Below are 19,516 nucleotides of genomic sequence, written 5' to 3' on the forward strand. Positions count from 1 at the left end.
AAAGCAAAACTAGACGAATCATATATTTGAATAAACAGGCATTCGACTGTTTATTAACACTTTAAAGACTATTTTTTTTTAAGCTAATATGGTATATAGCTATGCTATTAATTATATCTTTAACCATGGGAAACAAAATGACAAATGCGATACCTTCAAAAAACATAGAAACGCAACGTTTATGTCTTCGTGCGCCAAGACTAGAAGATCGGGAGACTATTTTTTATATGCGTTCAGCTCCTGAAGTAAATACATATATACAGCGTGTTCCCCCTACATCTTTACAACAAATAGATCTTTTTATTAAAGATCGTTTGCTAGATAGGCAAGTAGGCGCGAGTATCTATTGGGTGATTACCTTAAAAGAAGATCCAGATCAATATATAGGAGCTATCTCACTTTGGCAATTTTCAAAAGATCGGAAAACTGCCGAAGTTGGATATGATTTACATCCAGATTATCAAGGAAAAGGGTATATGAAAGAGGCATTAAATGCTGTTGTAAACATTGGGTTTGATACATTGGACTTACACGCTATAGAAGCATATACCCATCAGAATAATCAACCTTCTAAAAAACTACTAGAAAAGTTTGGCTTTTTACTTACAGATAAGAAAGATGATGGGGTAAAAGAAAACGTGGTGTATCTAATTAAAACCAAAAAAGCATTTTAAAAATTAACAATGACAATACCTGAAGATTTTACTGATTTCCTTTATTGGGTTAAAGAACGTACAGAAGCTTTTTGGAGTGTGAATCCTAAAAGTAATGATACTGAATTCGTATGTGAAGATTGGGCATATGGAGCTAAATGGATCGGAATGACAGATTCTGAAATAGACAAAGCTGAGAAAAAATATGCTATTAAATTCTCCAAAAATCATAAAGCGTTTTTAAAAATTTTACATACTATAGATAGAAAAAAATATATTCCTGATTGGGACTTTGACGAAGATGGAAATGACATCTCTACAGAATTTCCATTTTTTTATAATTGGAATGAAGATCATAAAGAGCTACAAGAATCTTTTAAATGGCCTTTTGAATCATTACGTAATGATTCAAAAGATCACTTTTGGTTAAAATCTTGGGGAGATAAACCAAGTTCTACTAAAGAAAAAGAAAAGATTTTTACTGATTGGTATTATCAAGCACCAAAATTAATTCCATTACGTAGTCTTAGATATGTTATTAGTGAACCTATAGATACTGATAATCCTATTTTATCCATTTATGGTATAGATACAATTATTTATGGAGGAACCTTTAGACAGTATTTATTAAATGAATTACAAGAAGAATTAGGCTTACTCGATTTCGTTTATGACAAAGAAGAAGATGTTTGGCATACAGAGCCAAAGAAAGAATTTAAGAACATCTACGATGCAGGATATACGTCTCTGAAAAATAGAGATATACCTGTTTGGAAAGAATTTTTAATTGCAAACGGAGCAAACGTTTATTTAAAAAAGTAATTTGATTATTCTTTCTGATCTAAAAAATCTCCTAATTGATCTAGTTTAGTATCCCAGAATTTTTCATAAAAATGTAACCAGTTTTTTACTTCCTGCAGAGGTTGGGCTTCTGCTTTACAAAACCGTTCTCTCCCCGAGGTAGTAATCGTAATTAAGCCTGCATTTTCTAATGTTTTTAGATGCTTTGTAATTCCTTGTCTAGTAATATTAAACTGTGCAGAAACCTGTGTAATAGGCAAAGCTGTTGCAGCAATGACTAAGGCGTGAAATAATTCACGCCTTGTAGGATCAGAAATCGCTTTTAATATTTTTGTAATATTATCCTGCATGTACGATATTTTTTAAATAGTTAGTAAGTCCTGCTAAACAACTGTCCCACCCAGCATTAAAACTCAGAAACATATCAATAGCAGTCTCTCCGTGATAGTTTGAAATTCCAGAATGTTCTAAATATAATTTTGTACCACCATCTACTTCTTCTAATACCCATTTTACAATAGTTTTCATAGGGTTTTCTGTAACAATCCAAGAGTAGATAAGGGTGTAAGGTGTTGCTTCTAACACTTCACCTCGTATAGGAGAACAGTCTCCTCCAGAAGCGTTAAATGTGTATTGAAATCCTTTTTCTGCTTTAAATGTAGCTGGAATAAACCATGTTGATATTTGCTCTTGATGGGTAATTGCATCCCATACTTTCTGAATAGGATGATTAAATAACTGTTCTTTTGAAATAATGTCTTTCATTGTTCTTGATTTTTTGATTAATGCAACTAATTGGTTGCTAATATACAAAAACTATTCTAATGTGCAACTTTTCGGTTGCATATTGTGATTATTATATTTAATAGCTTCGTTGTAGCCTTTTCTTTTTAGATAGAAGGGGAGTGGTTTTAATACTTTATCGATATGAATATTTTTTATAGGCTCATCATACTTTGTATATGTATTAGTATCACTAGCTGTAAAAAGCAAAAAAGTATAGGTAATTATAACCATTCTATTGTTCCTGTGCCGCACGAAATTGCTTTTACAGGAGATTTTATAGATCTTTAAAAACTTCTAAAAGAGCAGCATACAGCTGTTAAAAAATTTGGAGATTATCAGTATTTACTAAACCAAATTATCTTTAATCCCAATGCTTCATACCCTATCTTGGAAAGTCAACTATCAAGTAGGCTCGTACTTTCCATTGATATTCCAATGCCTGAAGAAGCCTATAAACTTGTTATTTCTGACGATGCTATTGTCATACAAGGCGGTAGTGATCGTGCTGTGCGTTATGGGATTATAACCTTATCTCAGCTTTTAGTAGAAACAAATAAAAGTCTTCTACTTCCTAAAGGAATCATTACAGATCAACCTGATCATGAATATCGTTCGTTAATGATTGATTTATCTCGTAATTGGCATTCGGTAAATACCTTGAAACAGCTTATTGTTTTAGCTGGGTTTTATAAGGTAAAATATGTGCATTTACATCTTACCGATGATGGTTTATTTACTTTTTCTAGTGATGCATTTCCAGAGTTACGTACTGAGAAGCATTATTCTAAAGAAGATTTGATGGTTTTAAACGCTTTCGCGAAAGCGTATGGAGTTACCTTAATTCCAGAAATTGATATGCTTGGACATTCAAACGCTTTTATTCGTGCTGATGCCCAACGTTGGGGTATTGAAAATAGCAAAGAAAACTACTATACGTTAAATATGGGAAGTGAGCAGGTGTATGAAGGTATTCAGACTTTGTTAGAAGAAGTTGCCGAAGCATTTCCTGAAAGCCCGTATATCCATATTGGAGGTGATGAGGTATATATGGGCGGGTTTGAGAATGACCCACAAGTAGAGGCGTATATGAAAGCACACGAATTAGAATCATTAACAGATCTATACCATCATTTTATTGTTCGCGTAGGAACGCAAGTGAAAGCTATCGGAAAAACTCCGATGATTTGGACAGGTTTTGAATTGGAAAGTGAGGTGAAGATTCCGAAGGATTTTGTGATTATGGCGTGGAATATGACCGATTATACCCCTCAAAAATTGGCACATGATGGGTATATTGTCATTAATGCTTCTTGGCAACCTCTATATGTTGTTAATAATCGTAAATGGTCTCCAGAAACAATCTATGATTGGTCACCTAACCAATGGAAAGGCGATCAAACACCTAAAGAATTACCAGGACATCGCGTTAAAGACAGTACATCTATGATTATTGGAGGAATCATGTGTGCTTGGGAACAAGGACAGTATAAAGAATTAATCACTTTACGAAAACGTTTAGCAGCTATGAGCGAACGTTTATGGAATACAAATGCCACTGATTATGGTACATATGCTTCTAGAAATCAAAAATCTGACCAACAGTTAGAAGCGATTTTGTTTCCTTTTACACTGACTGAAAGTGGATTAACTCAAGGGGATTGGGACGATGCAAATCGTTATGAGAATTTTGAATTTGAAGATCTATTGTCATTGCACATTAAGTCGGCTCACAATGACATAGAAGTTCGTTATACTCAAGATGGACGTATACCCACAAATACGGATCGTATGTATTCTTTACCTATAATATTAAAAGAATCGGGACTGGTTTCTTTTCAAGCTTTTAGAAATGGTACGCCTATCGGACAAACGTTAGAAAAGAAGTATTTCTTAGCACCTATTCAGGCTAAGGTTACAGGAATTGTTAATGATTTACCTCCTCATAGTTGGGAGAATCATAAGTTTGCCGATACAGCAACCTTTCATTTTTCTTCAAAACGCGATGGGGTTTTACGATATACTACAGATGGAAGTACACCTACAGTGACAAGTAGTATATATACAGATTCTATCCTACTTAAGGATTCTAAAACAATAAAGGTTGGCTTGTTTGATACGTCTGGTGATCAGATAGGTGCTTCTTGGTATGAAGAATACGTACAATTAGGATTAGAAACGAGTTTAACCACAGGGAAACCAGTGAGTACCTGTCATGGTGATAATGAGTTAGGTGTTCCTTCCCTTATCAATAATGGAGAAATTGCCCGCTGGGATCATTGGGGAACACATACCAATGGTGATAATTGGGTAATCATAGACTTAGAACAAGCTCATGAACTTACACGTTTTAAAACCTATACCTTTTGGGATGGGTATCGCTACTATGAATATACGATTGATGTATCATTAGATGGTATATCATGGAAACAAGTAGTAGATCAAAGTGAGAACAGAAAACTATCAGTCTCTGAAGGGCAAGAAGATATTATAAAACCCACAAAAGCTCGATATGTTCGTCTTAACTTGATTCGTAATAGTGCTAATCCAGGATTGCATCTAGTCGAATTTCAAGCGTTTGCGGATTAAATGGTACTAATTTTGGATTCTAGCCTTTTCACTATCGGCGCTAGATCTACTATTTCCTTCTTTTACTTTTGTATTTCCAAACGGATATGAGAAACTGAGTCGCCAGATACTTGATACGGCAGATTCTGGTAAAAAACGCACATCAAATACATTATCATAGGCTTCTCGTGTAAGATCACCTACTTGTGACTTAATATCAATGCTTTTAAAGATATCGGTGACACTTAGTTGTAAACTACTTCCATTTTTAAATTCTTTTTTAAGTCCTGCATTTACAGTTCCAAACCCTTGCACAGTGGCACTTCCATTAAAATGCTTTGATGTATACCATCCTGAGACTTCTAAAGATATTTTTGATGGGAATTGTATCGTCTGACTTCCATTAAAATTATAATGCACATAATCATGTGTGAGTTGCTCTCTTGTATGGAGTAATTTAAATTGTCGTACACCAATGGTTCCATTTACATTTAATTGCCACCAATTATTTATTTTGACAGGAATATTAGATTGGAAGTCTATACTATTCTGATATTTCAAGTTTTGTGGAGCAATAATAGCAAGATCACTTCGGTCATCTTCAGTAACCTGAAAACGCGCTAATGGATTATCTTCCTGTGTTGCTATTACAGAAAAACTATAGGCTTTATACGCATAGGTAATTGTGAGGCTATTGGTAATAGCAGGTGAGAGTTGCGGATTTCCACTAAAAACAGAGGTGGGGCTATTGTAACTTAAAAAAGAAGCAAGATCATTATAGCTTGGTCGTGTAATTCGGCGGTTGTAAGCGAGGTTCCAGCTTTTTGTATCTGAAAGTGTCTTGGTAACAAATACAGACGGGAATAATTGTCCAAAACTGCGATCTAAGCTTGCATCATCAAACTCTTGATTCCAATATTCATAACGTACACCTAATTGTGCATTTATAGAATTACTAAGAGCGTAATTTGCAATTCCGTAAATAGCACCAATCTGTTCTGTATTTTCATTGATATTTACAAACCTAAGATCGGTAATAAAAGTGTCGCCTTCTTGTATCTCAATACGTGCATTGTTGGTTGTTTTTGAGAGAGAGCCTTTTACACCTCCTTCTAAGGTGAGCTTTTCATTGATAGGTCTACTATAATCTATTTTTAAAACACCTACATCTATAGAAGTGCTATTGGTTCCTCGATTTCCATTGTTATAAATCTCACCTTCAGGTTGAAAAGGCATACCATTTTCATCAAGATATATGCTTTGTACGTTGTTTGGGGTATCATTCTTATAGTTTATATAATCTGCCGTAATACCAAAAGTATGATTGTCATTTTTAGTTTCATAGAAAGCAGAGGTATTGTAATTTTTCCATTGGCCATTAGCTCTAAGATTGATACGTGCATCCAGAAAAGGATTGATGGGGAAATTATACAGACCACGGTTATCTGTTCGAATAGATGGATTTGATTGATTGTAGGTGATACTTGCTCCAAAAAGCGAGGCCTTATTGAGTTGATATTCGATACCCGATGTTAGGTTATGACTTCTATTGAGTTGGGAGGTTTCACTGGTGAAATCAATAAATGTTTCTCCCCCAAATACGGGAATATTGGTACTCCCAAGACCATTCCAAGTACTATAGGTATCGTCATATGAGAATGAATAAGAACCATATAGCGTTGTTTTTTCGCTACCATAATTAAGCGATACACTTGATGTTTGTTTTACTCCTTCTCCATATCCTGCAGAAACGGTAGCATTACCACGTGTACCTAATGCTTCATTTTTAGTCATAACAATATTGATAATACCTGCATTCCCATCGGCATCATAACGAGCAGAGGGATTGGTGAGCAATTCTATTTTCTGAATATTGTCGGCACTCATTCCTTGTAACAGTGTAATAAGATCTGAAGTTGGGATGCGTTGTGTTTTTCCGTTGATCATAATGGTAGTGCCACTCTTTCCATTTAGAGAAAAACTATTGTTACGTTGATCTAAAATGACTCCTGGTGAACGTTCTAATACTTGTAAAGCAGAGCTTCCCTTGGTCAAAATACTACTTTGCACATTAATGACACTCCCTTCTTGAGTGCGTTCTATGAGTTTCTTTTTGGCGACAATAGCCACTTCGTCCAGTGCGGTTGCTTCCTCTAAAAGTATGATGTTTGGGAATGTTTTTGTATCCGCTTTCGCGAAAGCGAACGACTCTGAATTCCATGTTTGATATGAAATCAAATGTATTTGTACGGTATAATGTCCATCTGGGATATCATCTATATAAAAAGCACCAGTTTCACTAGTGATGACACCTTTTGTAAGTTCTTTTGTGAGGTCATTATAGAGTATCACATTGGCAAATGGAATAGGGGTGTTATTGGCATCTATAACTTGGCCACTTATTTGACTATAGCTTACATATGTGGTCATTAGCAGGATAAATAGAATACGAATTCTCATAATTTTAGGATTGTTTGTATCGCAATAACCATAGAGAATACGTAGAAAGAAAATAGGATTGCTAAGAGGTTGCAGATTCTTTATAAACGGCGTGCTATAGGAAAAACAAGTATTTGTAGCATGTATTTTTCGATAGGCTACCACTTGTCAATTATATCGTACCTGTTATCAAATATGATGTGGTATAAACGTATTGCTTATTGTATTTTTATGGGATGACTCAGAGATTAGAAACTATCATTTCTCAAATTACACGATATAAAGGACACCATATTATATTGTGGGCGCTATATCATTTTATATGGTGGTCTGTCTATGAGGGGAGTATGATTCGCATTTTTAATACATTATTAGAACCTCAAAATATTATTAAATATTTGGGATATGTTGTTTTCCAAGGCATAGGGGTTTACTTCTGTTTGTATGTGTTAATCCCAAGTTTTTTAGAAAAACGGAAGTATGTTTCTTTTTTGGGAAGTCTTATTACTACGTTAGTAGGAACTGCGTTATTGATCACATGTAACTATTATATAGCAGGTGCTATTGTAGGGATTTCTCCTTATGAATTGTTTAAAATATCTCCTGCTTCTCCAGTCGCTATCTTTAAGAATAATGCATTTCCATCTTGTGTTGCAGCGATGACCTTAGGAATGAGTATTAAATTGGCTAAAAATTGGTTATTATCCCAAAAGAAGCAACAACTTTTAGAAAAAGAAAAACTAGAAACGGAACTTAAGTTTTTGAAATCACAGTTTAATCCTCATTTTTTATTTAATACAATTAATTCCATTTTTGTACTTATCAATAAGAATACAGAAATGGCATCTGAATCTCTTGTGAAATTTTCTAGTTTACTACGCTATCAATTGTATGAGTGTAATACGCCAACCATTCAGTTAAGTAATGAAATACAATATATTAAGAGTTTTATAGAGTTAGAAAGCTTACGCCAGAATGATAATTTTTCTTTAAAAGAATCCTATCCAGAAACGGTCGGTACCGATATGATGATTGCTCCTTTTATTTTAATTCCTTTTATAGAAAATGCATTTAAGCACTTAACAGAAGATCATCAGTTAAAGAAATGGATTCAATTTGACTTGAGTTTGCAAGAGAATATACTCACACTCTTTATAGCGAATAGTGCTAATTTTCAGATACAGACACATACTTTAGAAAACACTTCATATAAAGGATTAGGACTTAAAAATGTAAAGCGTCGTCTTGATTTATTATATCCTGATATCTATACGTTGCTGGTTACAGAAAATAAAGATCAGTATACGGTACAGCTTACCTTAACATTAGCAAAGCAGACTCATGTTCAACTTCAAAAAGTAACAGCATGATTAAATGTATAGTTGTTGATGACGAACCTTTAGCTAGAGAGTGTATTACAAACTACATACACGAAATTGATTTTTTAGAATGTATAGGAAGTTATAGTTCTGTACTAGAAGTAAACTCATCAGTAATTATTAAGGATATCGATTTATTATTTCTAGATATTCAGATGCCAGTTATCAATGGGTTAGATTTTTTAAAAATGACAGTGCATGCTCCTATGACTATTCTAACAACGGCATATCCTAATTATGCTATAGAAGGTTTTGAATTGAATGTACTAGATTACTTACTAAAGCCCATTTCTTTTAATCGTTTTTTTGCAGCAGTTACCAAAGCAAAAAATCAATATGCTTTACAACAATCAGATACTTCTATAATTCTCCAGGAAGAACAAGATTGTTTTTTTATTAAGAGTGATGGAAAGTATGAAAAGATCTATATAAATGATATTCTTTTTGTACAAGCCATGCAAAATTATGTGATCATTCAAACTACGCAAAGACGCTATATTACATTACTGTTTCTTAAAAATGTCATTGAAAAATTAGATGAAACGGCTTTTATTAGGGTACATAAATCATATGTAGTTGCAATATCAAAAATAGATACTGTAGAGTCTCATGAAATTCATATCAAGGATTATAAAATTCCTTTAAGTAGAAACTATAAAAAAGAGGTAATTCCTATGATTATTGGGAATAAGTTATGGAGCGGAAATAAATAACTTATAATAACTACGTCATGTTATAGATATCAATAACACAACGTAGTTTAGTGATGACTTATTTAGTACGTTCTATGGCTAGTTTTACAGCTTCATAGGCATTAACTACTTTTCCTGTTTTAGATAATGTGTCAAAAGGAACCGTTTCTTCAGTTCCAGGTTGATGTACCTCTAACGATACAGATACCGCAGAATCTTCTATAATACTTTTAACTTCTTCTGGAGTTAATTCTGGAAAATAAGAAAGTAATAATGCAGCAATCCCTGTTACAACAGGAGAAGCCATACTCGTACCACTACGATTTCCATATTCATTATTAGGTAAGGTTGAATAAATATCAACGCCAGGAGCAAAGACATCCACTGCTTTTTTTCCATAATTTGAAAAACTAGCCACAAAATCTTCATTATAGTTGCCAGATGTAGCACCAACTTCGATCCAATTGGTCGCTACACTACCATCTAAGAGTAAAGAAGAAGGGAAACTGTAGTAATAATCAATATTTGTATGATCATTTCCAGCACCATGTATGAGTAGCACTCCTTTTTCTTGTGCATATTTTACGGCAGCATCTACCAATTCTTTTTGTGGAGAATAATCTTTACCAAAACTCATATTGATAACACGCGCTCCATTATCTACAGCATATCGTATTCCATTAGATACATCTATATCTGCTTCATCCCCCATAGGCGTGTTACGTATAGGCATGATAATACTTTCTGTTGCAATTCCTCGTATACCAATCTTATTATCACTTTGAGCTCCTATAATACCTGAAACATGTGTTCCATGCTCAGATCGTTTTGACACATCAGGATTTCCATATCCTGATATTGCTTCCCCAACGATAGAACGTCCATCAAAATCAAGACTGTAGTTATATTTAAGTCGAAGTTCAACTTCTTCTAGGCGACTTACTGATGAGGTGTATCTTTCAATAATACTCTCAGAAGTCATTCTACTATTTTGATCTAATACTCGTAAATAGGTTGCTTTCACTTTTTCAATAGAAGAAGAACGAGGTTTAAATTTTTCTACATCTTTTCTACTAAACGATTCCTTATCTAATGCTTTTTGTAATGGAGGAACTAATGAAGTTAAAAAATCAGCTTCTTCTTTAGAATTATTATATCGCTCTTGCCATGTCTGCTGTGCTTCTTCGTATTTTTCTTTAAAGCTTAGAAAAACTAAATACTCTTCTCTTTCTTCGGGTGTAATGGTATATTTGTCTTTTGTGCCAAAACGTTTTAAATATTCTCTATAAATTCGTGTCATCTCTAACGTTTCGGCTACTAAACTTTCTCCATTAGTGTTTCCTATAAAATTCCAACCAATAGTATCATCTATAAATCCATTACCGTCATCATCTTTATTATTTCCAGAAACTTCATCTTCATTTTTCCAAACACGATTTTTTAAATCTTCGTGTTCAATATCTAAACCAGAGTCTAAGACAGCAATAATCACAGGTTGAGGTGTTCTGTCTTTTAATAATTTATATGCCTTATCTAAGCTTATTCCAGGATATCCATCTTTTTTCTTATCTAATAAATGCCATCCATCTGGAATTTCTTGTGCCTGTAGCTGTATAGATGAACATAGAATGATAAAGCTTGTGAATATAAAAGCAATGTTATTTTTAATCATAGAATTTATGTTATAGGTAATTTGTACTGTATTACTGTTTTAGACCCTGAAAATAAGTATTTTTTATCGGTTTTAAAATGAACTGTTTATTTTAACCTACATAATTTATAGTAAAGTATATCTATGATAAACTTTGCTATAAATAGTTAGAACTATACCTATCTTTGAGATACTATTTACAGGGATATTATACATGAGAGAATTTGCACAAAACGTTTCAAAAGATTCTAAAAAAGATAAAAAATCAAGAATTACTATTGGGAAAGCTTTTAAAACGATTATATGGCCACGTCGTAAGCTCGTTTTTATTGGATTGATTCTTATTGCAATTAGTCGAATGGCAAGTTTAGTATTGCCATGGCAAACGCAAGTATTAATTGATGAGATTGTATTCTGTAAATATATGGATAGGCTAGATAATGTTTTGTGGCTTGTTGGGGCGGCGTTATTAGTACAAGCCATTACCTCATTTTTATTAACTAGAATTCTAAGTGTACAGGCACAATACGTAATCTCAGAATTACGAGCACAAGTACAGAAAAAAGTATTATCACTTCCTATTAGTTTTTTTGATAATGAAAAGTCTGGTGCTTTAGTATCGCGTATTATGAGTGATGTAGAAGGCGTGCGTAATTTAATTGGTACAGGATTGGTACAATTGGTAGGCGGCACTATTACGGCTATTGTTTCGGTTGTGTTATTAATACAAATTAATCCGTGGATGACACTTTTTGTGTTTTTGCCTGTTGGGATTTTTGGATATGTAGCGTTACGTGCATTTAAGTATATCCGTCCTATTTTTAGAAATAGAGGAAAGATCAATGCAGAAGTAAAAGGAAGGTTAACAGAAACACTAGCTGGAGTTCGTGTGATTAAGGGTTTTAATGCAGAAGATCAAGAAAATAAATCATTTGAAAAAGGAGTAGATCTTTTATTTCAAAATGTAAAAAAGAGTCTTACAGCAACAGCAGTAATGTCTAGTTCTTCTACATTTTTACTGGGATTAGCTTCAGTAGGTATTATGGGAATAGGAGGATACTTTATGATTCAAGAAGAAATGACAACAGGACAGTTCTTATCGTTTACATTGTATTTAGGATTAATGATCGCGCCTATTGTTCAGATGAGTAATATTGGGAGTCAATTGACAGAAGCGCTTGCAGGATTGGACCGTACGGAAGAACTGATGAATATGACACCAGAAGATGAAGTAGGGGATCGTACGGTGGCTTTAACAGATTTTAAAGGAGACTTACAGTTTGATAAGGTCTCATTTGCATATGAAGAAGGAAAAGAGGTCATACATGATATAAGTTTTAAAGCGCCAGCTGGTTCTGTGGTAGCGCTCGTAGGGAGTTCTGGTTCAGGAAAATCTACGATTGCAGGATTGAGTGCTACGTTTTTAAATCCAGATTCAGGTACTATTTCTATAGATCATCAAGATCTATCTAACGTGAAGTTAAGTAGTTTTAGAAAACATCTAGGGGTCGTTCTACAAGATGAATTCTTATTTGAAGGAACGATACGTGAAAACATCTTATTTCCTAGACCTAATGCAAGTGAAGAACGCTTACAACAAGCTGTAAAAGCTGCATATGTAAATGAGTTTACAGATCGGTTTGAAGACGGATTAAATACATTGATAGGAGAACGAGGTGTTAAACTTTCTGGAGGTCAACGACAGCGTATTGCCATTGCAAGAGCTATTTTGGCAGATCCTAAAATCATTATTCTAGATGAGGCTACTTCAAATCTAGATACAGAAAGTGAAGCATTAATACAGAAATCACTCACTGAACTTGTTAAAGACAGAACGACGATTGTGATTGCACACCGTTTAAGTACCATCAAGAAAGCAGATCAGATTTTAGTGATAGAAGCGGGTCGTATTGCTGAGCAAGGTACCCATGAAGAACTCATAGCCAAAGAAGGCAGGTACTTTGATTTATATACCTATCAAGCTAAGATATAATCTTAATGGGTACGCTTTCGCGAAAGCGTATAAAGTATCATTATATTTTATGTAATTAGATTTTTCTTTTCTTTTAATCTTTTTAGAGTAATTTTTATTTGTCCTTGATGATTAATCTCATCATCTATGATGTGTCTTAAATGATAATAATAATTCCCCATATTTTTGCCATTAGCACGAATTATTTCTTTAAATAGCCATTCATCGTTTAGATTTTTTAAATAAGACAACGTATTTTTTCTAATTGATTCTAGTTCTTCCAAATAGAAATCTAAATTATTTCCAAATACAAGTCGCTTATCCATCATAGACGGCATAGCATTACCATACACTTTGAATTCCTCTTTTGTTATATTTCTTTTATAAAAATGATTTAATTGAAACTTAAACTCATGACTAGCAATATGTAATAATAAGGTTCCAATACTATTACTATAGTCATCAAAATTAAAATCTAAACCTCTCATGGTGAGGCCTTGTTCTTTTAATAACCAATAAGTATCATTTCTAATATATTCCATTTCGGAAACTAAAATTCCTATTTGAAAATCAAAACCTTGTTTAGAAATTATACGAATACCCATTTTATTTCTTTTTAAGTTTTTAAAACAGATAAGGTATTTTTAAATACCTTATCTGAATACATTTTTAACTATGCAATTTCAATACATGATTAACAAAATGCATTTGATGCATCAGCATTGCCTTTAGACCAATAGCATTCTTCTTCATTAAATGATTGAGGAAGTTCTTCTGGATCTGAGGATGATCCTCCTCCTCCTATGATAGTTCCAATAGCGAGTTTAGAAATTATCTCTTTTTTAAATTTTAATTCATTCAGATTCTTTTTTCTCATAATAGTATATTTTAAAAATTAAACAGTGTATACTAAGGTTAAAATATTTGATTTACAGATGGTTACGTCCGATCGTGTCTTACTGGTGGATATATCGAGATTCATGAATATAGAATGTGTTAATGTAAAATATTGATAATTAGTATTATATGATTAATAAGCGTTTCATAATACGATACTAACAGATACACTTACTCAATCGCTTTGTACACTTACGAAACGATATAAATTTTAAAGTTAAATGTCTGTATATTAATGTGTTATTAATTTTAAAAATATACTATTATGTTAAAAAATGTGCAAAATTTAGGAGATGTTCTAACAAAAAAAGAGCTAAGTACAGTTACGGGAGGCGGAATGGTTCATTGCTGGATGGTTGGACAAATTATTTGGAGTGCAGTATCAAATTCTAGTGCTGGTGATTTACGTGCGATGAATCTTTGTATTTCTGGAGGTGGTAGTACGATTCCTAATGCTTAAAAAGAACCTTAGTATACTATACATAGTAATAAAAGGCTATATATTATTTGTATAGTCTTTTGTTTTTTAGAAAGATTAATAAGAATTAGTTTTAATACATAAAATGTCACAAAAAACAATAAAAAGCGTCTATCTTAGTATACTTAATGAATGTCTATGTTATTTGAACCTCAAATTCCAGAACTGCAACGTCACATCGACCACTATTGGATTGTAGAGGATATTACACAGTTGTCTTTTGGAAATAACCAGTTATATGCATATCCTGGTATTACACCAGATATGATCATCGTATTGGATGGGTATTATACGATAGATTATATGGGAAAACGTATCAAGTCTAATAAAAGTCAGCTATTTAGCTTTATTCATAAAGAAGTAGTGATGGATTTGACACATCTTACCTCCTGCATTATTATTAAATTTAAGTCTAGAGGCCTTTCTTCTTTAAAACCCTTTTTAAATCTTGATTCAGATGCAATCATGAGAGATTCTATTGCATATACAGACGATGTGTTTGACTCTCAAATAGAGCAATTTAAAACACACTTACAAACCCTTACAGCAACAGAAATAGCAGACGAGTTAGACCAATGGTTGGTTACGCATTATAAAAAGGAACGCGAAGGCTTTGTTATAGAAATGGCACAAGAAATAAGTGCGACCTGTGATCTTAAAACGATTATGGAAGCTACAAAATATTCTTATTCGACTTTAGAACGTCATTTTAAAAGGGATACGGGATTGACTCCTAAAAAATTCCAATCATTGCAACGCTATAAACAAGCGGTACGTGAACTGTATACTACTCAAAATGCAGATTGGCAGCATTATATAGATGCATATGGGTACTATGATCAGAGTCATTTTATCAAAGAAATTAAACGGTATACTTCGTTTACACCTGCACAATTATTGAAAACTCCAGCCTTTATACAAGTCCGACCAAAGTATTCATGACGAATTTTTACAATGGTAGCTTTCGCGAAAGCATCATCTTTGTAAAAAAATAATAGAATGACAATGAAATATTATGTATTTGGCTTAGTACTATGTCTTTTAAGCTGCAAAAGTCAAAAAGATGCTGTAAACTATACAGGTTCTCATGAAGAAATCCTTACTCGTATTTTAGAAGAAGAAGTACAATCTACAGATGCAACTGTTACTGGCGTATCCCTTACGGTGATTTCTCCTCAATTAGGTATTGATTTTTCAGGCGCATCGGGATATGATAGTATGACAAAAAATCATGTACTTACTCCTGATCAACCTTTTCGAATCGCAAGTTTAACAAAAACTTTTGTAGCTACAAGTATTTTACGCTTACGCGAAAAAGGACTCGTGTCTATAGACGATCCGATTACAAATTATATTTCTAAGGAGCATATTGCCATTTTAGAAAAAGGAGGATACACACCCTCTCATATTACTATAAAACAATGTATGACACATACGAGCGGTCTTTTTGATTATGCCGAAGGAAATATGGATTATATCACCGAAGCAGCTAAAGATCCTTATAAACGCTGGACGCGTACCGAACAAATACAATGGGCGATGGATCACGGTGAGCCGAAAGGAGCTCCAGGAGAAAACTATCATTATAGCGATACAGGCTATGTTTTGTTAGGAGAAATTATAGAAAAACAAACAAACAAAGGACTAGCGGAAGGTATACGGGAATTATTAAAATTTGATACACTTGGGATGACTTCTACATGGTTAGAATCTTTAGAAGACCGTCCTGATGGATTGCCAACATCAGTAAGGAGATATATGGAAACTCTAGATGCATCAGATTGGGATAACTCTGTAGATTTATATGGTGGTGGAGGATTGCAGTCTACTACAAGAGATTTAGCAGTATTCTTGCAAGCATTATTTTCAGGTAAAGTCTATGAAAAACAAGAGACATTACCGGTAATGCTTTTAAAATCTGAATTTTCTGGAGATCCACTGACGGAGTATCGTCTAGGTTTTGGTTATATTAAAGGAAAAAAATCAGACATAGAAGCTTATATGCATTCAGGATTTTGGGGCACACTATTTATACATTTCCCTGCATACAATTGTTCTATAGCTATTAATCATACCAATGATGAAAGTAATGGTGCCTTACAAAAAGTTATAAATTATATACAATGGCTAGCTGAGCAGCAATAATGATTTTATGTATTTAGTTTTACTCTACACGAAAAGAACGTTCTAGGATAGGAGCCATCTTTTTGGTAGTAACATCTTGGTCGAATAATCGCTCTAAGTTGTTACCAGATAAGTCTTCAATAATAGGTTTACATTTTAAGATGTAAGTTTCTTTATTCCAAACGTTTAAAGGTTTGAATAAAATGCTATTTTGATTTGAAAGAATAGTAAAGTCACCAGCTATAATATTACCAGATGCAGTTATAATCTGCAAGTTGTTTTGAAGGCTTCCATAGTCTAAAGATTCTTTATAAGTTATGACTAGTAGATCTTTTGTATTTGCTAGAGGAGGCTGTAGCTCCCAAGATGTAATAGATGGTTTTTTACGATCAGCATTACTGATCGTAAAAGAATGTTTAAAATCCATTTCCATGGGAATTCCTTGACGATCTTTTAGGTTTTTGTCAATTAATAGTGTGTAGGATTCATTTGGGATAAGTACTTCTCCGAGACGTTTATTAGGACCCAAATCTCTTTTTTGACGTCCAGGTTCAATCCATAATGTAAGTAAGGTTCCGTCATCTGAGACTAAAGGTGTTTCAAGCGGGAGTAATGCGCGATCTACTTCGGTTCCATCTCGATTATTGATTAGTGTAATATGGTCGTATACTTTTGTAGGGTTTATGGGTTTTGAAAATTGTACATACCATTTTAAAAAGTTGGATGGTACTGTATCAGTATTTGGATATAAAGTAGTTATCGCTAGTTTTTTATACGACGGATTTAGCGCTATTGTAAAAGGAAAGACTTCATTACCATAAATTACTGTATAATCACTATTTTTTTGAAAAGGAAGCAATGGAATAAAGTTTATAGTAGTCTCATTTTGCGTATACTCTCCTAGGATTGCTTTTTTATGGATCGTTTGGTCAATAGTAGTATATGCCCCTTTATAAACCGTAAATGGTGTTTTTTTTGAACCGTTAGCTTTTTTTAGCGTTAGGGTATCACTCGCAAAAGAAAACCTTGGAGATTGTGCATTCATCTCCAAGGCTAGTAGTATAAGAAGTATGCTAATGACACTTCTTCTTATATATAAATAACTTATAACCAACGGTTACTACTTGTTTTTAATGCTAATTTACCAGAGGCTTCTCGTTGAATAAATACAAATTCTGTATCATTCAGTTTATCTAGTTGTTGCACATTTACAAATGGAAGATTGATAAAGTCAACACCAGCAGTGTCGGCACGTTCAGTAACTCGAGTTGTTAATGAATTTCCAAACGATTCAATATCGGCTACTTTAATTTTCATTAAGGCTCTATTTGTATTTGCCATTAAGATATAGCGAGCACCTTCTTTTTCCATTTCGATAATATCTAAAGGAGTATTCCAGTTTCCTAATTCAGCAACAGTACGACCTTTTGTATGGGCTCCTGATTTTAATTCACTTAACGGAAACACCACTAAAGGAGTACATGTGTAACTTGCAATAAGATGTGATTCATTATTGATTTGTGTCGTTGTAAATGCTTTTATAGGAGATGCTGTTTCATATTTTCCGTGAGCAGCGTGATAAATCTCTAACGAGCTTGCGTCTTGTTGTTGTGTAAAAGGAAATGGTATAGATCGAAATGTAGAAGCAAATTCAGCATTACTTAACCCAGATACCATTACGTGTCCGTTTGCATATTTTAAATCAGAAATAGCCCATTTACGGAGTGATCTTCCACGTCTGTCCTTTGCCTCAGCGGTAACCGCATTGGAAACATCAGTTGCCGTATAGGAAACGGACTGTAGAGGTACCATTTCTAGTGAATTATTATTGACAACAAAGAGTACTGATTTACCAGAACTATGTTGCGCGCCGATGTAAATATTCTGATTTGCAGGATTTACAACCATATCTATAATTTGTAATTGGTCGCTATCAGCTCCTAATAGTTCACTTAAAAGGAGTTCCACATCTGGAATGTTTAATTTCTCATTGGTCGCTTTTGGAGCCGTACTCATATCAATAGCAACAATTTGAGCACCTTGGCTATCACCTATGAATAGAATGTTTTCTGGACCAAACGTCATTGCGTTTATAGTCCCTATTTCAGGGTTTCCAGTAATAAACCCATCAGTAAGCGAAGTGTTTGCAAATAAAGGAGTGCATAGTACTGCTAATACGATTGTAAGAAGTGTCTTTCTCATTTTGGTGATTTTAGTATAAAAATACTTAAAAACCCTCAGTAGTATAGTGAAAGAAATGTTAAGTGTTTATAGGCTTTACATGGGTTTGGGTAATATGAATTCTTCATACTACGGATTTAACAAATACTTGAGACTTATTTATCATAACATTGGCAGGAGGCTTGGTTTGTGTTAAATATTTTCGCTCCAACTAAAAACCACATCATGAAAAAAGTTATTTACTACGCATTAGCACTATGTTTTAGTATGTCTCAAGCGCAAATTTCTACAGAAAGCGCTTATGAAGTTATTTATGAAGCTGATAGAGATGGAAACAAATTATCAGGAGATTTACAAGAATTAATAGCATTGGTACAAAGCGGAAACCCTGTACGCGTAGGTTGGGAAATGGAATTACAAAATCCAACAGATGAAAGTACCTATGTCTTGGAACATTGGTCTGATGCTGGTTTTATGTCCATACATCAAGGACATTTGTTTGCTCAAATTCCATCTATATATGGACAAGGTTCTTCTGCTGTACAACCTGAATTTGATCAAGACCCCTCTATATTCCTTGTGAACAATAAACCGCATGGTTGGGTTGCTGTTGTGGGAACTACTGGTGTACTCAGACAAAAAATGTTACGAGACGAACGTACGGTTTCATATATGAAAGAAGCAGGAATGACTGATGAACAAATAGAAGAACAACTTCTGAAAATGGAAACAAGTCATTTTAAGACGAAATGGGCAGTAGCCGTAAAATAGTAAATTGTTATACCAATATTATTCTAGGAATTAGGATGCTTATTTTATCTTCAATTTTTTAAAAAAATATACGAATGGCATAGTACTTGATTTAGAGACCGCAACCATCCAAAGCTTTATTTTTAAA

At 33.6% G+C, this 19,516-nt stretch carries 18 protein-coding genes; 10 read left to right on the top strand and 8 right to left on the bottom strand.

The window, feature by feature from the left end; all coding sequences use genetic code 11:
• The first annotated feature begins 125 nt into the window (after positions 1 to 125).
• On the top strand, positions 126 to 674 hold the full coding sequence (locus Q1A01_RS13165) for a GNAT family N-acetyltransferase (protein ID WP_299681510.1): 549 nt from the start codon (positions 126 to 128) through the stop codon (positions 672 to 674).
• A 9-nt stretch (positions 675 to 683) separates the two neighbouring features.
• Positions 684 to 1,475 (top strand): hypothetical protein, encoded by a 792-nt coding sequence (locus Q1A01_RS13170; RefSeq protein ID WP_299681512.1) that lies wholly within the window; start codon positions 684 to 686, stop codon positions 1,473 to 1,475.
• 5 nt (positions 1,476 to 1,480) lie between these two features.
• On the opposite strand, the gene Q1A01_RS13175 is transcribed toward Q1A01_RS13170, so the two are convergent.
• Both Q1A01_RS13175 and Q1A01_RS13180 read right to left on the bottom strand, forming a co-directional pair.
• Positions 1,481 to 1,804 (bottom strand): metalloregulator ArsR/SmtB family transcription factor, encoded by a 324-nt coding sequence (locus tag Q1A01_RS13175; RefSeq protein ID WP_299681515.1) that lies wholly within the window; start codon positions 1,802 to 1,804, stop codon positions 1,481 to 1,483.
• Positions 1,794 to 2,219 carry an SRPBCC domain-containing protein gene (locus tag Q1A01_RS13180; protein WP_299681518.1) on the bottom strand — a complete coding sequence of 142 codons (426 nt, stop codon included), beginning with the start codon at positions 2,217 to 2,219 and terminating at the stop codon, positions 1,794 to 1,796. Before Q1A01_RS13180 ends, Q1A01_RS13175 begins: the two co-directional genes overlap by 11 nt.
• A 408-nt stretch (positions 2,220 to 2,627) precedes the next feature.
• Here Q1A01_RS13180 and Q1A01_RS13185 point away from each other — a divergent pair, with 408 nt between their 5' ends.
• Complete coding sequence (locus tag Q1A01_RS13185) at positions 2,628 to 4,826, top strand: family 20 glycosylhydrolase (RefSeq protein WP_299681521.1); 2,199 nt, start codon at positions 2,628 to 2,630, stop codon at positions 4,824 to 4,826.
• Positions 4,827 to 4,832: 6 nt separating this feature from the next.
• Here Q1A01_RS13185 and Q1A01_RS13190 read toward each other — a convergent pair whose 3' ends face one another.
• Positions 4,833 to 7,265 (bottom strand): outer membrane beta-barrel protein, encoded by a 2,433-nt coding sequence (locus Q1A01_RS13190; RefSeq protein WP_299681523.1) that lies wholly within the window; start codon positions 7,263 to 7,265, stop codon positions 4,833 to 4,835.
• A gap of 215 nt (positions 7,266 to 7,480) precedes the next feature.
• Here Q1A01_RS13190 and Q1A01_RS13195 point away from each other — a divergent pair, with 215 nt between their 5' ends.
• Positions 7,481 to 8,614, top strand: coding sequence for a histidine kinase (locus Q1A01_RS13195; protein ID WP_299681526.1), 1,134 nt, complete (start codon positions 7,481 to 7,483; stop codon positions 8,612 to 8,614).
• A complete protein-coding gene (locus tag Q1A01_RS13200; protein WP_299681528.1) occupies positions 8,611 to 9,336 on the top strand; it encodes a LytTR family DNA-binding domain-containing protein in 726 nt (241 codons plus the stop codon). Before Q1A01_RS13195 ends, Q1A01_RS13200 begins: the two co-directional genes overlap by 4 nt.
• A 58-nt stretch (positions 9,337 to 9,394) precedes the next feature.
• Here Q1A01_RS13200 and Q1A01_RS13205 read toward each other — a convergent pair whose 3' ends face one another.
• Positions 9,395 to 10,987 carry a S8 family serine peptidase gene (locus Q1A01_RS13205; protein ID WP_299681530.1) on the bottom strand — a complete coding sequence of 531 codons (1,593 nt, stop codon included), beginning with the start codon at positions 10,985 to 10,987 and terminating at the stop codon, positions 9,395 to 9,397.
• Positions 10,988 to 11,180: 193 nt separating this feature from the next.
• Between Q1A01_RS13205 and Q1A01_RS13210 the strand changes: the two genes are divergently transcribed.
• A complete protein-coding gene (locus Q1A01_RS13210) occupies positions 11,181 to 12,959 on the top strand; it encodes an ABC transporter ATP-binding protein (protein WP_299681533.1) in 1,779 nt (592 codons plus the stop codon).
• Between the two features lie 47 nt (positions 12,960 to 13,006).
• On the opposite strand, the gene Q1A01_RS13215 is transcribed toward Q1A01_RS13210, so the two are convergent.
• Positions 13,007 to 13,543 carry a hypothetical protein gene (locus Q1A01_RS13215; RefSeq protein WP_299681535.1) on the bottom strand — a complete coding sequence of 179 codons (537 nt, stop codon included), beginning with the start codon at positions 13,541 to 13,543 and terminating at the stop codon, positions 13,007 to 13,009.
• An 89-nt stretch (positions 13,544 to 13,632) separates the two neighbouring features.
• Positions 13,633 to 13,815, bottom strand: a complete 183-nt coding sequence (locus Q1A01_RS13220; RefSeq protein ID WP_299681538.1) for a hypothetical protein — start codon at positions 13,813 to 13,815, stop codon at positions 13,633 to 13,635.
• Between the two features lie 285 nt (positions 13,816 to 14,100).
• Between Q1A01_RS13220 and Q1A01_RS13225 the strand changes: the two genes are divergently transcribed.
• The 3 genes from Q1A01_RS13225 to Q1A01_RS13235 all read left to right on the top strand — a co-directional run bounded on the left by Q1A01_RS13225 (position 14,101) and on the right by Q1A01_RS13235 (position 16,458).
• Positions 14,101 to 14,295 carry a bacteriocin gene (locus tag Q1A01_RS13225; protein WP_299681541.1) on the top strand — a complete coding sequence of 65 codons (195 nt, stop codon included), beginning with the start codon at positions 14,101 to 14,103 and terminating at the stop codon, positions 14,293 to 14,295.
• Positions 14,296 to 14,451: 156 nt separating this feature from the next.
• Positions 14,452 to 15,255: an AraC family transcriptional regulator gene (locus Q1A01_RS13230; protein WP_299681544.1), complete on the top strand. Its 804-nt coding sequence runs from the start codon at positions 14,452 to 14,454 to the stop codon at positions 15,253 to 15,255.
• Between the two features lie 63 nt (positions 15,256 to 15,318).
• Positions 15,319 to 16,458 carry a serine hydrolase gene (locus tag Q1A01_RS13235; RefSeq protein WP_299681547.1) on the top strand — a complete coding sequence of 380 codons (1,140 nt, stop codon included), beginning with the start codon at positions 15,319 to 15,321 and terminating at the stop codon, positions 16,456 to 16,458.
• Between the two features lie 19 nt (positions 16,459 to 16,477).
• Here the strand turns inward: Q1A01_RS13235 and Q1A01_RS13240 are convergent, their stop codons facing one another.
• Positions 16,478 to 17,482 carry a hypothetical protein gene (locus Q1A01_RS13240; RefSeq protein ID WP_299681549.1) on the bottom strand — a complete coding sequence of 335 codons (1,005 nt, stop codon included), beginning with the start codon at positions 17,480 to 17,482 and terminating at the stop codon, positions 16,478 to 16,480.
• A gap of 59 nt (positions 17,483 to 17,541) precedes the next feature.
• Entirely contained in the window at positions 17,542 to 18,639 is a 1,098-nt protein-coding gene (locus Q1A01_RS13245; protein ID WP_299681552.1) for a hypothetical protein, read from the bottom strand.
• Between the two features lie 204 nt (positions 18,640 to 18,843).
• Here Q1A01_RS13245 and Q1A01_RS13250 point away from each other — a divergent pair, with 204 nt between their 5' ends.
• The gene (locus Q1A01_RS13250; RefSeq protein ID WP_299681554.1) at positions 18,844 to 19,389 is read left to right on the top strand and encodes a hypothetical protein; all 546 of its coding nucleotides are present in this window, start codon (positions 18,844 to 18,846) and stop codon (positions 19,387 to 19,389) included.
• The last annotated feature ends 127 nt before the right edge of the window (positions 19,390 to 19,516 follow it).

It is taken from the genome of uncultured Dokdonia sp. (genome assembly GCF_947492815.1).
Classification (GTDB): Bacteria; Bacteroidota; Bacteroidia; order Flavobacteriales; family Flavobacteriaceae; genus Dokdonia.

Excerpts from the sequence above, each read along its gene's own strand:
- Q1A01_RS13175 (WP_299681515.1), bottom strand. The coding sequence starts at position 1,804 with ATGCAGGATAATATTACAAAAATATTAAAAGCGATTTCTGATCCTACA.
- Q1A01_RS13180 (WP_299681518.1), bottom strand. The coding sequence starts at position 2,219 with ATGAAAGACATTATTTCAAAAGAACAGTTATTTAATCATCCTATTCAG.
- Q1A01_RS13250 (WP_299681554.1), top strand. The coding sequence starts at position 18,844 with ATGAAAAAAGTTATTTACTACGCATTAGCACTATGTTTTAGTATGTCT.
- Q1A01_RS13190 (WP_299681523.1), bottom strand. The coding sequence starts at position 7,265 with ATGAGAATTCGTATTCTATTTATCCTGCTAATGACCACATATGTAAGC.
- Q1A01_RS13245 (WP_299681552.1), bottom strand. The coding sequence starts at position 18,639 with ATGAGAAAGACACTTCTTACAATCGTATTAGCAGTACTATGCACTCCT.
- Q1A01_RS13165 (WP_299681510.1), top strand. The coding sequence starts at position 126 with ATGGGAAACAAAATGACAAATGCGATACCTTCAAAAAACATAGAAACG.
- Q1A01_RS13225 (WP_299681541.1), top strand. The coding sequence starts at position 14,101 with ATGTTAAAAAATGTGCAAAATTTAGGAGATGTTCTAACAAAAAAAGAG.
- Q1A01_RS13240 (WP_299681549.1), bottom strand. The coding sequence starts at position 17,482 with ATGAATGCACAATCTCCAAGGTTTTCTTTTGCGAGTGATACCCTAACG.
- Q1A01_RS13200 (WP_299681528.1), top strand. The coding sequence starts at position 8,611 with ATGATTAAATGTATAGTTGTTGATGACGAACCTTTAGCTAGAGAGTGT.
- Q1A01_RS13170 (WP_299681512.1), top strand. The coding sequence starts at position 684 with ATGACAATACCTGAAGATTTTACTGATTTCCTTTATTGGGTTAAAGAA.
- Q1A01_RS13205 (WP_299681530.1), bottom strand. The coding sequence starts at position 10,987 with ATGATTAAAAATAACATTGCTTTTATATTCACAAGCTTTATCATTCTA.
- Q1A01_RS13215 (WP_299681535.1), bottom strand. The coding sequence starts at position 13,543 with ATGGGTATTCGTATAATTTCTAAACAAGGTTTTGATTTTCAAATAGGA.
- Q1A01_RS13235 (WP_299681547.1), top strand. The coding sequence starts at position 15,319 with ATGAAATATTATGTATTTGGCTTAGTACTATGTCTTTTAAGCTGCAAA.
- Q1A01_RS13220 (WP_299681538.1), bottom strand. The coding sequence starts at position 13,815 with ATGAGAAAAAAGAATCTGAATGAATTAAAATTTAAAAAAGAGATAATT.
- Q1A01_RS13210 (WP_299681533.1), top strand. The coding sequence starts at position 11,181 with ATGAGAGAATTTGCACAAAACGTTTCAAAAGATTCTAAAAAAGATAAA.
- Q1A01_RS13195 (WP_299681526.1), top strand. The coding sequence starts at position 7,481 with ATGACTCAGAGATTAGAAACTATCATTTCTCAAATTACACGATATAAA.
- Q1A01_RS13230 (WP_299681544.1), top strand. The coding sequence starts at position 14,452 with ATGTTATTTGAACCTCAAATTCCAGAACTGCAACGTCACATCGACCAC.